The 13352-nt window shown below is 72.7% G+C and carries 12 protein-coding genes; 7 read left to right on the top strand and 5 right to left on the bottom strand.

From position 1 onward, the window contains the following. Positions 1–81 precede the first annotated feature (81 nt). Both IF19_RS0125265 and IF19_RS0125270 read right to left on the bottom strand, forming a co-directional pair. The gene (locus IF19_RS0125265; protein WP_030120614.1) at positions 82–3489 is read right to left on the bottom strand and encodes a S8 family peptidase; all 3408 of its coding nucleotides are present in this window, start codon (positions 3487–3489) and stop codon (positions 82–84) included. 112 nt (positions 3490–3601) lie between these two features. Continuing rightward, positions 3602–4219, bottom strand: coding sequence for a GNAT family N-acetyltransferase (locus IF19_RS0125270; RefSeq protein ID WP_078580473.1), 618 nt, complete (start codon positions 4217–4219; stop codon positions 3602–3604). 146 nt (positions 4220–4365) lie between these two features. Here IF19_RS0125270 and IF19_RS0125275 point away from each other — a divergent pair, with 146 nt between their 5' ends. Beyond that, the gene (locus IF19_RS0125275) at positions 4366–5904 is read left to right on the top strand and encodes a glycoside hydrolase family 43 protein (RefSeq protein WP_106973586.1); all 1539 of its coding nucleotides are present in this window, start codon (positions 4366–4368) and stop codon (positions 5902–5904) included. Positions 5905–6018: 114 nt separating this feature from the next. Here IF19_RS0125275 and IF19_RS0125280 read toward each other — a convergent pair whose 3' ends face one another. Beyond that, complete coding sequence (locus IF19_RS0125280) at positions 6019–6291, bottom strand: DUF3253 domain-containing protein (protein ID WP_030116152.1); 273 nt, start codon at positions 6289–6291, stop codon at positions 6019–6021. A 135-nt stretch (positions 6292–6426) separates the two neighbouring features. Here IF19_RS0125280 and IF19_RS1000000138450 point away from each other — a divergent pair, with 135 nt between their 5' ends. Then, positions 6427–7098 (top strand): hypothetical protein, encoded by a 672-nt coding sequence (locus IF19_RS1000000138450; protein WP_234313228.1) that lies wholly within the window; start codon positions 6427–6429, stop codon positions 7096–7098. Between the two features lie 14 nt (positions 7099–7112). Here IF19_RS1000000138450 and IF19_RS0125290 read toward each other — a convergent pair whose 3' ends face one another. Both IF19_RS0125290 and IF19_RS0125295 read right to left on the bottom strand, forming a co-directional pair. Then, positions 7113–8054 (bottom strand): sigma-70 family RNA polymerase sigma factor, encoded by a 942-nt coding sequence (locus IF19_RS0125290; protein WP_030116150.1) that lies wholly within the window; start codon positions 8052–8054, stop codon positions 7113–7115. Further along, positions 8035–9255 carry an NAD(P)/FAD-dependent oxidoreductase gene (locus IF19_RS0125295; protein ID WP_050493923.1) on the bottom strand — a complete coding sequence of 407 codons (1221 nt, stop codon included), beginning with the start codon at positions 9253–9255 and terminating at the stop codon, positions 8035–8037. The genes IF19_RS0125290 and IF19_RS0125295 overlap by 20 nt, the downstream gene beginning before the upstream one ends. Positions 9256–9544: 289 nt before the next feature. Between IF19_RS0125295 and IF19_RS0125300 the strand changes: the two genes are divergently transcribed. The 5 genes from IF19_RS0125300 to ureG are packed head-to-tail and all read left to right on the top strand — an operon-like array spanning position 9545 to position 13297. After that, the gene (locus tag IF19_RS0125300) at positions 9545–9847 is read left to right on the top strand and encodes an urease subunit gamma (RefSeq protein WP_030116148.1); all 303 of its coding nucleotides are present in this window, start codon (positions 9545–9547) and stop codon (positions 9845–9847) included. After that, positions 9844–10182 carry an urease subunit beta gene (ureB, locus tag IF19_RS0125305; protein ID WP_030116147.1) on the top strand — a complete coding sequence of 113 codons (339 nt, stop codon included), beginning with the start codon at positions 9844–9846 and terminating at the stop codon, positions 10180–10182. The genes IF19_RS0125300 and ureB overlap by 4 nt, the downstream gene beginning before the upstream one ends. 1 nt (position 10183) lies before the next feature. Further along, positions 10184–11887: an urease subunit alpha gene (locus IF19_RS0125310; RefSeq protein ID WP_030116146.1), complete on the top strand. Its 1704-nt coding sequence runs from the start codon at positions 10184–10186 to the stop codon at positions 11885–11887. Continuing rightward, positions 11887–12552 carry an urease accessory protein UreF gene (locus IF19_RS0125315; RefSeq protein WP_030116145.1) on the top strand — a complete coding sequence of 222 codons (666 nt, stop codon included), beginning with the start codon at positions 11887–11889 and terminating at the stop codon, positions 12550–12552. The genes IF19_RS0125310 and IF19_RS0125315 overlap by 1 nt, the downstream gene beginning before the upstream one ends. Further along, entirely contained in the window at positions 12545–13297 is a 753-nt protein-coding gene (ureG, locus tag IF19_RS0125320; RefSeq protein WP_030116144.1) for an urease accessory protein UreG, read from the top strand. Before IF19_RS0125315 ends, ureG begins: the two co-directional genes overlap by 8 nt. Positions 13298–13352 lie beyond the last annotated feature (55 nt).

Consider the following 13352-nt stretch of genomic DNA (forward strand, 5'->3'; position numbering starts at 1 on the left):
CGGCCCACCGGAAGGGATGCTCCGGTGGGCCGCGCCCGTCTCACTCGGCGTCGGGTGGGTTCAGCCCCGCGGCCCGTACGGTCACCGGCCGAAGAAGGCGTTGTGGAGTGTGACCGTCGACTCGTTGCCGCCCTTGTCCGAGACGACGGCCCGCAGCGAGACCGCCTTGCCCTTCGCCGGACCGCGCACCGTGACACTGCCCGCCACGACCGGAACCGACTGCCATGTGGTGCCGTCGTACGAGACCAGGACGCGCAGCGACTTCAGCTGCGCGCCGGCCGCCGCGCCCTGCACCTGGACCGGGAAGGTTTGCCTGCCGCCGGCCACGACGGTGGAGTCCAGCGCGAGCTTCGGCAGGAAGCGGACGGTGGAGACCGGCAGCGGCGTCGGGCTCTGCGCGGCGGCCGAGGTGAAGGTCCAGGAGGCGTCGATCCGGGTGCCGGTGCGGTTGACCGCAGGGTCCCGGTGGACGGTGGTCTCCACCTTGTACGCGGCGGACTCGGGTGTCAGCGTGAACAGGTCCCGGTCGATGGCGGCGTCCTTCCGCAGGAACAGCTCGCCGTTGCGGTGGATCGTGGTCCTCGCGCCGGTGTACCGCGCGAACCCGGAGTGCCCCGCGCCGTCGCTGATCATCGGGAACGCGCCGTAGATGTCGTCGCCGTCGCGCACGATGCCCTCGTCGGCGCCCATCCGCGGCCCCACCGCACCGACGTTGAACGTCTCGGTGTACGTCTTTCCCGCGGCGAACCGCCGGTGCCCGCCGAACTCGAAGGCCGAGTCGAAAGCGCGGTTGCCGTCCGCGTCCGGCGCGCCCAGGACGCCCGCGACGATGTTCCAGGAAGCCCCGTCCTCGGTGGACAGGTACACCTTCCGCGTCTCCGGGGCGGGACGCACGGTGTAGAGGGCGTCGACGCCGCCTCCGTGGTCGAGCAGGCCGTGCGCCGCGAGAGCGCCGTCGGCGCCCGGCGCCGACGAGCCGATGCCCGCCTTCACCAGGGCCATGTCCTTGGCCGTGTAGGTCTTCGTGAAGCCGGTGGCCAGCTCACGGACCGGGCCGCCCGTCAGGACGTTATACTCGGCGCCGTCGTGCTCCCAGTGCGCGGACCACTGCTGGGCCAGGACGCCTTCGTCGGCCTTCGGCCCCTGGTAGGCGGTACGGACGTTGTCGAAGCCGCTGAACTCGCTGCCTTCGATGATGAACGTCTCGGGCGTGCTGATCGTGTACATCATCCCCGCACGCGTCGAGCGCGCCGCCGGGTCGGGCACCTTGACGTTCACGGGCCGGGTGGTCCGGGCGTCGAGCGTGACGGTGGTGGGACCGGTCACCGAGAGCTCCGGAACGCTGATCAGATCGGCGCCCTTGCGCGGGGCCGCCGGGTCGACCAGCAGGTCCGCCGCGAGGCTGTAGGTTCCGCGCGGCAGCCGGACCGTGGTGGATCCCGACGACAGATCGGGGAAGAACCGCAGGCCCGACGCGGAGTCGCGGTAGCCCTTGAGGTCGGCCTGCCAACCGGTGGAGACCGCACCGCTGCGGTCGAGGGTCGTGAACGTGACGTCGTACGACTCGCTCTCCCGGTCCACCGCGGCCGGGGTGCGCACACTTCGGCCGCCGCCGGACGCGACGACCGTCACCGCGTACGAGCCGTCGACCGTGCCGCCCAGCCGGGTGTCGGCCGTCAGGCCCACCGCGGCGCTGCCGCCCGCCGGGACCGTGACCCGCCGCGCGTCGAGGGAGAAGAACCCGGCAGGGGCCGGCTGCCCGTCCCCGCCGGTGGGCGACGCGAGCTCCAGATCCAGCGTCACGTCGGCGTCGCCGCTGTTGCGGTACGTCACCTGCCGGGTGACGGGGGCGTCGTCGGAGTGGGGCCACGCCTGCGTGCCCAGGTTGACCGAGACCGGCTCGGAGACGACGGTCTGGTCGATCGCCCGGCCCACGGCGAGACGGCCCGCGCCCTGCTGGAACACGGTGGGGGAGCCGCCGTCGGCCGACCCCGTCAGGACGGCCTTGAGCTGTGCGCCCGTCCAGCCGGGGTTCTTCTGCTTGAGGATCGCGGCCGCGCCCGCCACATGCGGGGTGGCCATCGAGGTGCCGTCCTTGGTGGTGTACCCGGGCGGGTTCTGCCCGCCCGTGCCCGCCGCCGCGGCCGCCGTGACGGCCACGCCCGGCGCGGTCAGATCGGGCTTGACCGCGCCGTCCCCGATCCGGGGTCCGGCACTGGAGAACTCCGCGATCCGGTCGTCGTCGTCCACGGCGCCGACCGTCAGCGCCGCGTCGGCGCTGCCCGGCGAGGCGACCGTCCCCCGCTCCGGCCCGCTGTTGCCCGAGGCCACGGCGAACAGGACGCCCTTCTCGGCCGAGACCTTGTTCACCTGCGCTTCCATCGGGTCGATCCCGGCCGAGTCGGCGTTGCCCAGGCTCATGTTGATGACGTCCGCGCCCTGGGCGACGGCCCAGTCCACCCCGGCGATGATGCCGGAGTCGTCGCCGACGCCCTGGTCGTCGAGCACCTTGGCGTTGATCAGCTGCGCCCCGGGCGCCACGCCCTTGAACCGGGCGTCCTTCGCTCCCGTACCGGCCGCGGTGGAGGCCACGTGCGTGCCGTGCCCGTTGCGGTCCTTGGCGTCCGGGGAGCCGCTGAAGTCGCGTTCGGCCACCACCTTGCCCGCCAGGTCCGGGTGGGAGGAGTCGATCCCGGTGTCCACGACCGCGATCTTCACACCGGTGCCGTCGTACGAGCGGTCCCAGGCGGCCGGAGCTCCGATCTGGCCCGTGCTCCGGTCGAGCGTCGCCCTGCGCACCCCGTCCAGCCAGATCCGTGCGATGCCGGACGCCACGGCAGCCGACCCGTCGTCACGGGGGCGGGTCAGGGCGTCCCACAGCGCGCCCTTCTTCCCGGTGGCGCTCTCGGCGCCGGTGACGGCGTCGGCGTCGAGAACCGAGAGGGTCCGGCGGAGCGTGGTGCCCTGCGAGGAACGCACCTCCGTGCGGGCGGCGCCGGCATCGGCGCCCCGGTAGCCGACGATCACCTTGAGCCCGGCGCGGTGGGCCTTGCGGCTCTGCGCCGTGGCGAGTTCGGTGATGTCGAACAGCCGCCGGTCCAGCGTCCCGTCGGCGATCAGCCGCCGGGCGTCGCGCGGGACCACATAGGTGCGGCCGCCCTGGGTCTCGGTGAAGAAGGGCATGTCCTCGCGGCCCTTGGCCCGCTGGATGCCGCCGGCACGGCCCCGGGAGTCCACGAGGACCCGGTCCCCGGTGATCAGCGTGACGGTCCCACCGGACCGGCCCCCCGGCTTCGAGCCCTCGGCCTCGCCCGAAGAAGCGGTGCCCGAAAGTCCCGTACCCGGGAACGCCGTGTCCGGAAGGACGGTGCCGGTGCGGACGGTGTCCGGTCCACCGGTCTTCGCCGACGCCGGGCCGGTCATGCCCGCCGTCAGGGCGACCGCCGCCGCGGCGGCGAGCGCGCACGTCCTCGTTGATCGTTTTCGCAAGATGACCCCTGCTCAGGAGTGGTTCGGCGGGCGAAAGCCCAGCCGCACGGGGTGCGTTCGGATACGCGTTCGGCCCCGGATTCCTGAGTATGCCGAGGCCGTTCCGGCGCACTCAATGATCGTTGTGTAACAGCGGACCAGCTCCTTCCGGCCCGTTCGCAAGAGGCGCGCGAGCGCGCCGGACGGGCGGCGCGACCGGGCCCCACCGGCCGAACCACTGCTCCGCGCCGAACTCCTCGAACCGCGCCACCTCGGTGAAGCCCAGCTTCCGCGCGAGGCGCAGGGACCGGGTGTTGGCGACCTGGGTGCAGAGCACGACCCGTTCGCCGGGCGAGGCGTCGGCGAACCAGTCGAGCACGGCGGCGCACGCCTCGGCGGCGTACCCGGCCCCCCACGCCCGGGGCAGGAACATGTAGCCGAGTTCGGCGAGGCCGTCGCCGGGGAGGAGGTCACCGCCCGTACGGTCGGCGGACCGCCGCTCCAGAGTGACCGTACCGATCATCGCGCCGCCGAGCTCCACCACGAAGAGCCCGGGGCGCCGCCCCGGCACCTCGGGAACGGCGCGTTCCAGCTCCTCGCGCGGACGGGGACCGCCGAGATGTAGACCCACCTCCGGCGAGGCGAACAGGTCGACGAACGCGGCACGGTCGCGGGCCTCGGAGACGCGGAGCACGAGCCGGGACGTGGTGATCGGAGCGGGTGGCCATGGGACACGGTCGAGTTCGGGCATGCCGGGAAAGGTAGCGCACACCCGTGCGAAGGCCCTGTTGACATGAGTGCGGGCCGTCCCTAGCGTGACGCCTCGTCATTACATCGATGTAAAGCGTCTGTCGGCATGACAGGCCCCGGACGCGAAGCGCTGTGGAAAGGACACCCGTGCCTCCCAGCCCCACCAGCCGCACTCTCCCTGCCGCTTCCCCCGGTGGGTCCCGCCCGGCCGGGACCCACCGCCCCCGTACGGCGTTGCTGCTCGCGGCGCTCCTCGGCCTCCTCGTGGGGCTGCTGCCGGGGCTGGCCGCCCCCGCGGCAGCGTCCCCGCGCGCACCCCGCGAAGCCGTCGTCCCGGGACCGGGAGCCGCGGCGGCCGGGACGTTCCGCAACCCCCTCAACTCGGGCCCCGACCCCTTCATGACGCACTGGAAGGGGAACTACTACCTCACCACCACCCAGGGCAACAGCATCCGGATGTGGCGCTCCCCGTCGCTCGGTACCCTGGCGACCGCCACCGCGACCACCGTCTGGACCGACTCCGACCCCTCCCGCAACCGCAACATCTGGGCCCCGGAGTTCTACCGTTTCGGCGACCGCTGGTACCTCTACTACACGGCGGACGACGGCGTCGACGAACACCACCGGCTCTACGTGCTGGAGTCGGAGCGCGACGACCCGGCGGGCCCGTACCGCTTCAAGGCGAAGCTCGCGCCGCCCAACCACGCGAACGACTTCGCCATCGACGCAGGCGTCCTCGAACTGAACGGCCGCCTCTACCTCGCGTACAGCGGCCTCAACCAGTACCAGCACAACGGCCTCAACATCGCACCGATGTCCAACCCGTACACGGTCTCCGGCGACGCGGTCGCCATCGACGGGCCCGGCGGCTGCCCCGAGGTCCGCGAAGGGCCGGAGTTCCTGTACCGCAACGGGCGGGTCTGGATGACCTACTCCACCTGCGACACCGGAAAGCCGGACTACCAGGTCTGGATGATGTCGATGCCGCTGACCTCCGATCCGCTCGTCCCGGCCAACTGGCGGCGGCACCAGGGCGCGGTCTTCTCACGGGCCGACGACCGGGGCGTGTACGGGCCCGGGCACCACGCCTTCTTCCGGTCGCCCGACGGGACGGAGGACTGGATCGTCTACCACGCCAAGACGACATCGGTGAACACCTACAGCAACCGCACGACACGGGCGCAGAAGTTCACCTGGCGGTCCGACGGCAGCCCCGACTTCGGCCGACCCCTGGCCATGGGCGCGACCCAGAACCTGCCCTCCGGCGACCCGGGCTCCGGCAACTACTGGATCAACGACGACGGCCGCTCCAGCGGCCCCGGCGGGGTCACGTACACCGGAAGCTGGAACTCCGGCACCGGCTGCGCCGCACAGTGTTTCTGGGGCGACGACCACTGGAGCGACCGGGCGGGGGCGACGGCGACCTTCACCTTCACCGGCACCCGCATCGCCCTGCTCTCCGTCAAGGACACCGGCAACGGCTACGCGGCGATCAGCGTCGACGGCGGCCCGGAGCAACGCGTGGACCTGTACAACGCGATCCGCGTCGGGGAGGCGGTGCAGTACACCAGCCCACGCCTGCCGCACGGCACGCACACCCTCCGGGTCAGGGTGACCGGCGAGCACGCCTCCCATTCCGGGGCGTCCTTCGTGAGCATCGACCGCGCGGAGGTCTACACGGACTGACCCCGCCCGCCCTCTCGGCCCGCCGGCCCCCCCCCCGGAGGAACCGGCGGGGCGACGCAGCCCGGGGAGGGGGACCGCCAAGCGGACGCACCCCGCCCGCCCCTCGACGGCACGTCACCGGACGCGGCGGATCCGGATCGGGCCCCGCGCCTTGTCCGGATCGACCGGGCGGCCCCGCTGGGTGATCTCGACCCGGCCCTCCGCGACCAGCCGCCGTGCCGCCTGCCGCGCCGGCTCCATGAGCGACCGCCAGCCGTCGTCGTCGCCCTCGTACACCGAACGCGCCGCGTCGGAAGGGCAGATCGTCGCCGTCGGGCCACGCCGCTCCAGCAGGTCGAGGACGGCCTGCTCCAGGAGCCGGCCGGTCCGCCGTTCGTGCTCGCTCATCCCCTCATGGTGGCAGCGGTACGCCGAGGGCGCGCGGGCGCGCCTCAGCCGCGCCGGTCCCGCCCCCGGGCCCTTGTCGTGCCCGTCCTACGATCATCCCGGACGACCGCACGACGACTTCCCGGAGCGACCGGCATGCCCACCCCCGTACACCTGCTCGCCCGGCGGCCGCTCACCACCGCCGCGGTCGCGGAACTCGTCGCACTCCCCGCGGCGCCGCCGGTGGCCGACGACGTCGACGCCCTCGACGCGGAACTGACGCGCCGCGGCTGGGCCTGGGAGCACGAACGGGTCTGCGACTCCTTCCTCACGGGCCACGGCCACGTGCTCTGCTCCGACGGCAGGAACCCCTTCGGGCGGGCCGACGTCCCCACCTTCCTCGTGTTCGGAGAGCTGTACCCGGTCGACGAGGAGGACGAGGACCGGACGAGCCTGCCCTGGCTCCACCCGTACATGGACCTCTGGGCCCGAACACCCGGCTGGGAGCTCGACGAGCCGTCCACCGCGGAGGAGTGCGAGGCGACCCTCGCCCGGGCCGCCCGAGCCGTGACCGAGCACCTGGGGGCCGGCCCCGAGCGGGTCGTGCTCTCGGACGTCACGGTGGTCACCGGGCCCGCGATGACCCACCGCGTCTGGCGCACCCCCACCCACGCGCTCGTCCTCGGACCGTCGGCCGACAACGGTCCCTACGGCTACCTCACCCACCTCCAGCTGTCCTTCACGCCCCTCGACCGCGCTCCCGGCCTGCCCCCGGCCGACGACGAGGACGCCCTCACCGCATGGATCGCCGAACACGTCGACTGGTGACCTCCGCCCCCGGTTCACCACGCCCCGATCACCGGCACTCCGGGTTCGTGCCGCCGCCAGACTGCGTCGAGCCGGGCGAGCCGGTGTGCCGCACCGACGCCGTACAGGGCCGCGACCCTGCCGCCGCCGTCGACGTCGAACGCCACGGCCCCCACGACACGGCCCCCGACCACGGCGATGACGGCCGGGGACCCGTTGACCCGCGCGACATGCATGGCCGCCGGACCGCCGGTCAGACGCCGCTTCGCCGCGGTCGGCCTGAACCCGGCCCGTACGAACGAGGCGACCCGCTCCGGCGTCCGGTGCCGCAGCAGCCGCCGGGCCAACCCCGCGCCGTCCGAGACAGCCGTCACGTCCTCCGTCAGCAACGCCACCAACCGCTCGGTGCGCCCCGACGCGGCGGCGGTCAGGAACTCCTCGACCACCCGGCGCGCGGACACCGGGTCGGGCGCGCCGCCGCGACGGCGTTCCCCGGCGACCCGCGCCCGGGCCCGGTGGGCGTGCTGCTGGCTCGCCGCCTCCGTGATGTCGAGGATCGCGGCGATCTCGGCGTGGCTGTACGCGAACGCCTCCCGCAGGACGTAGACGGCCCGCTCGTTCGGCGACAGGCGCTCCATGAGGGTCAGCACGGCGAGCGACACCGACTCCCGCTGCTCGAAGGTGTCGGCGGGACCGAGCATCGGGTCGCCGTCGAGGAGCGGTTCGGGCAACCAGGCGCCCGCGCTCCGCTCGTGACGCGCCCGCGCCGAGCGGAGCCGGTCGAGGCAGATCCGGGTGAGAACCCTGGTCAGCCACGCCTCCGGCACGTCGATCCGTTCGCGGTCGGCCGCCAGCCAGCGCAGGAACGTGTCCTGCACCGCGTCCTCGGCCTCGGCCGCCGAGCCGAGCAGACGGTACGCCAGCGAGGCCAGCCTGCCCCGGCCCGCCTCGAACCCGTCAACGGCTGCGCTGTCCATGCCGAGCGCCCTGGACGGTGACCGGCCCACCGGTCCGGCTCCGATCCGCCTCCACCCGACGCCTGCGCGTCGGCAGCCCGAAGGTCGGGTGGGCGATGCCCCATTCCGCACCCTTGAGCACACCGGCCTTGAGCTGTGCGGCGGTTCTGCCGCCCACGTACCAGGACTTCGACCGGACGTCTCCGCCCACCATCTGGAAGACGGCGTGGCTCCGGCCGAGGCTGATGTGGTTGCCGAAGTACTTCAGCCCGGTGGCCGGCACCGTACCGCCCGTCAGGCGAGCGACGATCGCGGCGGTCGCCCGCAGATTGGTCAACCCGGCGGAGGCGCAGGACATCGGCAGCGGCCGGCCGTTGTCGCCGATCGCGTAGGCACAGTCGCCCGCCGCGTAGACGTCCGGGTGCGAGAGCGAGCGCATGGTGCCGTCCACCACGATCTGCCCGGTCCCGGCGACCTCCAGGCCGGCGTCCGCGGCGATGGAGTCCACCGCGAACCCGGCCGACCACACCGTCACATCGGCCGGAAGCACCGTCCCCCCGACGGTGACCACCCGGGTCGGCTCGACGGCCTCGACGGCGGTGTGCTCGTGGACGGTGATGCCGAACCGGTCGAAGGCGGCCCGCAGATGGCGGCGGGCCCTCGGCGAGAGCCAGGCGCCCAACTCGCCGCGGGCGGCCAGCCCGACCGAGAGTCCGGGGTGGGACTCGGCCAGCTCGGTCGCGGTCTCGATACCGGTCAGTCCCTCGCCCACGACCAGGACGGAACCGCCCTCGCGAAGCCCGGCCAGCCGCTCGCGCAGCCGCAGTGCCGGACCCAGCCCGGCGACGTCGTAGGCGTACTCGGCCGCACCGGGAACGCCGTGGTGGGCCGCGGAACTGCCGAGCGTGTAGAGGAGGGTGTCGTAGGACAGCTCCCCGGGCCCGTTCTCACCGGTCAGAGCGACCGTTCGGCGTTCGGGGTCGAGCCCGGTCACGCGGGCCAGCCGTAGCCGCACCCCGGTGCCCGCGTACACGTCGGAGAGCTTGCGGCGCGCGGTCTCCTGGCCCGCCGCCACCTGGTGGAGCCGCATCCGCTCGACGAAATCGGGTGCGGCGTTGACGACGGTGATCTCCGTGTCGGCGGGGGAGAGCCTGCGGGCCAGGTTCCCGGCGGCGAAGGCCCCGGCGTATCCGGCGCCGAGGACGACGATGCGGTGCTTCATGAGGTGGCTCCTGTCTCGTTCGCGTACCCCTTGAACGGGATGGCGCAGCGATAGCTGACAGAACGCTGCTGTGATGTGGGTCACCGGCGGGTAGGCGGGGGAGCGCGTCGTTCGAGCGCCGTCAGGGGGCGAATTTTGCACGCTTTGCCCGTATGTAGTGGGTCGTAACCACAAAAAGGGATTTTTTGCCGCACGGAAAAATTTGCCAGCCATCCAGGAAGAGAGCTATAAGAGGCATGTGGATCACGCCTCACCGGGAATTCCGGTGAGGCTGCCATGGAGGTTTCCCATGTTTCTGACTCCGTCCGACACGGAGAAATTGCTGCTGAGTGTTGCCGGAATGGTCGCGCGGGAGCGGCGTGCGCGCGGTGTCCGCCTCAACTACCCGGAGGCCGTCGCCCTGCTCGCCTGCTGGGCCGTGGAGCGGGCCCGTGACGGGGCGCCCGTCGCCGAGCTGATGACGGCGGGCAGGGCCGTACTGACCCGCGCTGACGTGCTGGAAGGCGTACCGGAGATGCTGCAGGACGTACAGGTCGAGGCGACCTTCCCGGACGGGCGCAAGCTCGTCACGATCACCTCTCCGATCCCATGATCCCGGGCGAGATCCGGACCGGGTCCGGAGTGCTGCACATCAACGCGGAAAGCGCGATATCACTCCTCACCGTGGTGAACGACGGGGACCGCCCCATTCAGGTCGGCTCCCATCTGCATTTCTTCGACGCAAATCCAGCACTTTCTTTCGATCGGGCCGCGGCACGCGGATTTCGGCTCGATATCCCCTCCGGTACGTCCCTGCGTTTTGAACCGGGGGTCGGCGCCGACGTCGCCCTCGTGGAACTGCGCGGCCGCCGCCGGGTCCCCGGGATCGTGCCGGCCGGCACCCGCGCCCCCACCGACGACAGCACCCCCGGAACGGAGGACATGTGACATGGCCCAGCTGACCCGCGCCGCCTACGCCGCGCTCTACGGCCCCACCACCGGCGACCGCGTCCGCCTCGCCGACACCGATCTGTGGATCGAGGTCGAGGAGGACCGCTGCTTCGGCGGCGACGAGGCCGTCTTCGGCGGCGGCAAGTCCATCCGCGAGTCGATGGCCCAGTCCACCGCGTCCCGCGCCGACGGCGCACCCGACCTCGTCATCACCAACGCGGTCGTCCTGGACCACTGGGGCGTCGTCAAGACCGACGTCGGCATCCGCGACGGCCGGATCGTCGCCCTGGGCCGCTCCGGCAACCCCGACATCAGCGACGGCGTCCACCCCGACCTGGTGATCGGCCCCGGCACCGACGTCATCTCCGGCGAAGGCCGCATCCTCACCGCCGGAGCCGTCGACACCCACGTCCACTTTCTGATGCCCGAGACCCTCCACGAGGCGCTCGCCACCGGCACCACCACCGTCATCGGCGGCGGCACCGGCGCCACCGAGGGCTCCAAGGCCACCACCGTCACACCCGGCGCGTTCAACCTCGCCATGATGCACCGGTCCCTGGACCGCGTCCCGCTGAACGTCATGCTGTTCGCCAAGGGCTCCACCGTCGGGGAGGACGCCCTGCGCGAAGCCGCCCTCGACGGCGCCGGCGGCTACAAGGTCCACGAGGACTGGGGCGCCACCCCCGCCGCGATCGACGCCGCGCTCCGGGCGGCCGACGCCCACGGACTCCAAGTGGCCCTGCACGCGGACAGCCTCAACGAGGTCGGCTACGTCGAAGGAACCCTCGACGCCATCGCCGGACGCGGCATCCACGTCTTCCACGCCGAGGGGGCGGGCGGCGGCCACGCCCCCGACATCATCACCGTCGCCTCCCACCCCAACATCCTCCCGGCGTCAACCAACCCGACGCTCCCGCACACCGTCAACACCGTCGCCGAACACCTCGACATGCTCATGGTGTGCCACCACCTCAACCCCCGCGTCCCCGAGGACCTCGCGTTCGCCGAATCCCGGATCCGCGCCACCACCATCGCCGCCGAGGACGTGCTGCACGACATCGGCGCGCTCTCCATCACCTCCTCCGACGCCCAGGCGATGGGCCGCATCGGCGAGGTCGTCTGCCGCACCTGGCAGGTCGCCCACGTCATGAAACAGCGCTTCGGAGACCGCGGCAGCGCCCTGCCCGCCGACAACGAGAGGGCCCGCCGCTACGTCGCCAAGTACACGATCTGCCCGGCCGTCGCCCACGGAATCGACCACGTCGTCGGCTCCGTGGAACCGGGAAAGCTCGCCGACCTCGTCCTCTGGGACCCCGCGTTCTTCGGCATCCGGCCCGCCACCGTCATCAAGGGAGGCATGGCCGTGTACGCGCCGCTCGGCGACGCGGCGGCGGCGATCCCCACCACCCAGCCTGTCCTCCTCCGGGCCACCGCCGCGGCCGCCGCGGCACCGCACCTCTCGGTCAGCTTCGTCTCCCCCCTCGCCCTCGACCACGGGCTGGCCGAACGGCTCGGCCTGGTGCGGGAACTGGTCGCCGTACGGCCCACCCGCCACCTCACCAAGGCGGACCTGCCGAACAACACGGCGCTCCCGGCCATCGACGTGGACCCCGAGACCTTCGCCATCCGCATCGACGGAGAACTCGTCGAACCCGCCCCCGCGTCCGAACTGCCGCTCGCCCAGCGGTACAGCATGTTCTGATGGCGCGCCTCGCCCCGTTCCTCCTCACTGACGGCCGTTTCCCGGTCGGCGCCCACACCTACAGCGCGGGCCTCGAACCCGCCGTCGCCGCCGGCCTCACCCGCGCCCGGATCCCCGCGCTGCTGAAGGCCCGGCTGCACACCACCGTCGTCACCGAGACGGCCGCCGCCGTCCTCGCCCTCAGAGCCTCCCACCACGACCCCGTCGACCACGAACCCGTCCAACAGGCCCTCGCCGCCCGCACACCGACCGCGCCCCTGCGCGACGCGTCCGCCGCGCTGGGCCGGGGCGTACACCGCCTCGCCCGACGCCTCGCCCCCGACCACCCGGCCGTCACCGCCCTGGCACGGCTCCGGCCGCGCCCCCTGCGACCGATCGCCCTCGGGGCGCTCGCGGCCGTACTGGACGTGGGGGAGGAGGCCCTGGCCCACGGCATCGTCTACGACGAACTGCAGACCATCGCCTCCGCGGCGCTCAAGCTGCTGCCCGGCGACCCCCTCGACTCGGTCGCGTGGATCGTCGCCGTCGAGCCGGAGGCCGCCGCCGTCGTCGCCGAAGCCCTGGCTGTACGCACCCCCACCGACCTGCCCGCCCGCACCCCACCGCTCATCGAACGGTGGGCACTGGAACACGACCGACGCGAACGGAGACTCTTCCTTGCCTGACAACGCAGCCGCCCAGCAGCCGACAGCGCCCGCCCAGGGCCCCAACGAGCACTACCACCAGCCGCTCAACCAGCCGCGCGCCCTGCGCATCGGCGTCGCCGGACCCGTCGGCACCGGCAAGAGCTCCATCCTCGCCACCCTCTGCCGGGAGCTGGCCGGCGAACTCTCCATGGCCGTCGTCACCAACGACATCTACACCGACGAGGACGCCCGCTTCCTCCGCTCCGCCGGCGTCCTGCCCACCGAGCGCATCCGCGCCGTCGAGACGGGAGCCTGCCCCCACACCGCGATCCGCGACGACGTGAGCGCCAACCTCGACGCCGTCGAAGACCTCGAAGAGGCGTACGGGCCGCTGGACCTGGTCCTGATCGAGAGCGGCGGCGACAACCTCACCGCCACCTTCAGCCCCGCCCTCGCCGACGCCCAGCTCTTCAGCATCGACGTCGCGGGCGGCGGTGACGTCGCCCGCAAGGGCGGGCCGGGCATCACCGGCGCGGACCTCCTGGTCATCAACAAGACCGACCTGGCGCCCCATGTGGAGGTCGACGTGGCCGAGATGGTCGCCGACGCCGAACACGCCCGCGACGGCCTGCCCGTCCTCGCCCTGTCCAAGCACGACCCGGAGTCGATCGCCCGGCTGGCCGACTGGGTGAGGTCGGTGCTGGTACGTCACCGCTCCGGCACCCATGTCCCGGCCGACCCCGGACCCATGGCGCCCCACAGCCACGGCCACGACCACACGTGAGCGGCCCCACCGCGGCCGGCGGACAGGCGGCCGAGCCCCACCATCCCGCCGTCGT

Origin of the sequence: Streptomyces californicus (genome assembly GCF_000717645.1) — a bacterium.
Taxonomy (GTDB): domain Bacteria; phylum Actinomycetota; class Actinomycetes; order Streptomycetales; family Streptomycetaceae; genus Streptomyces; species Streptomyces californicus.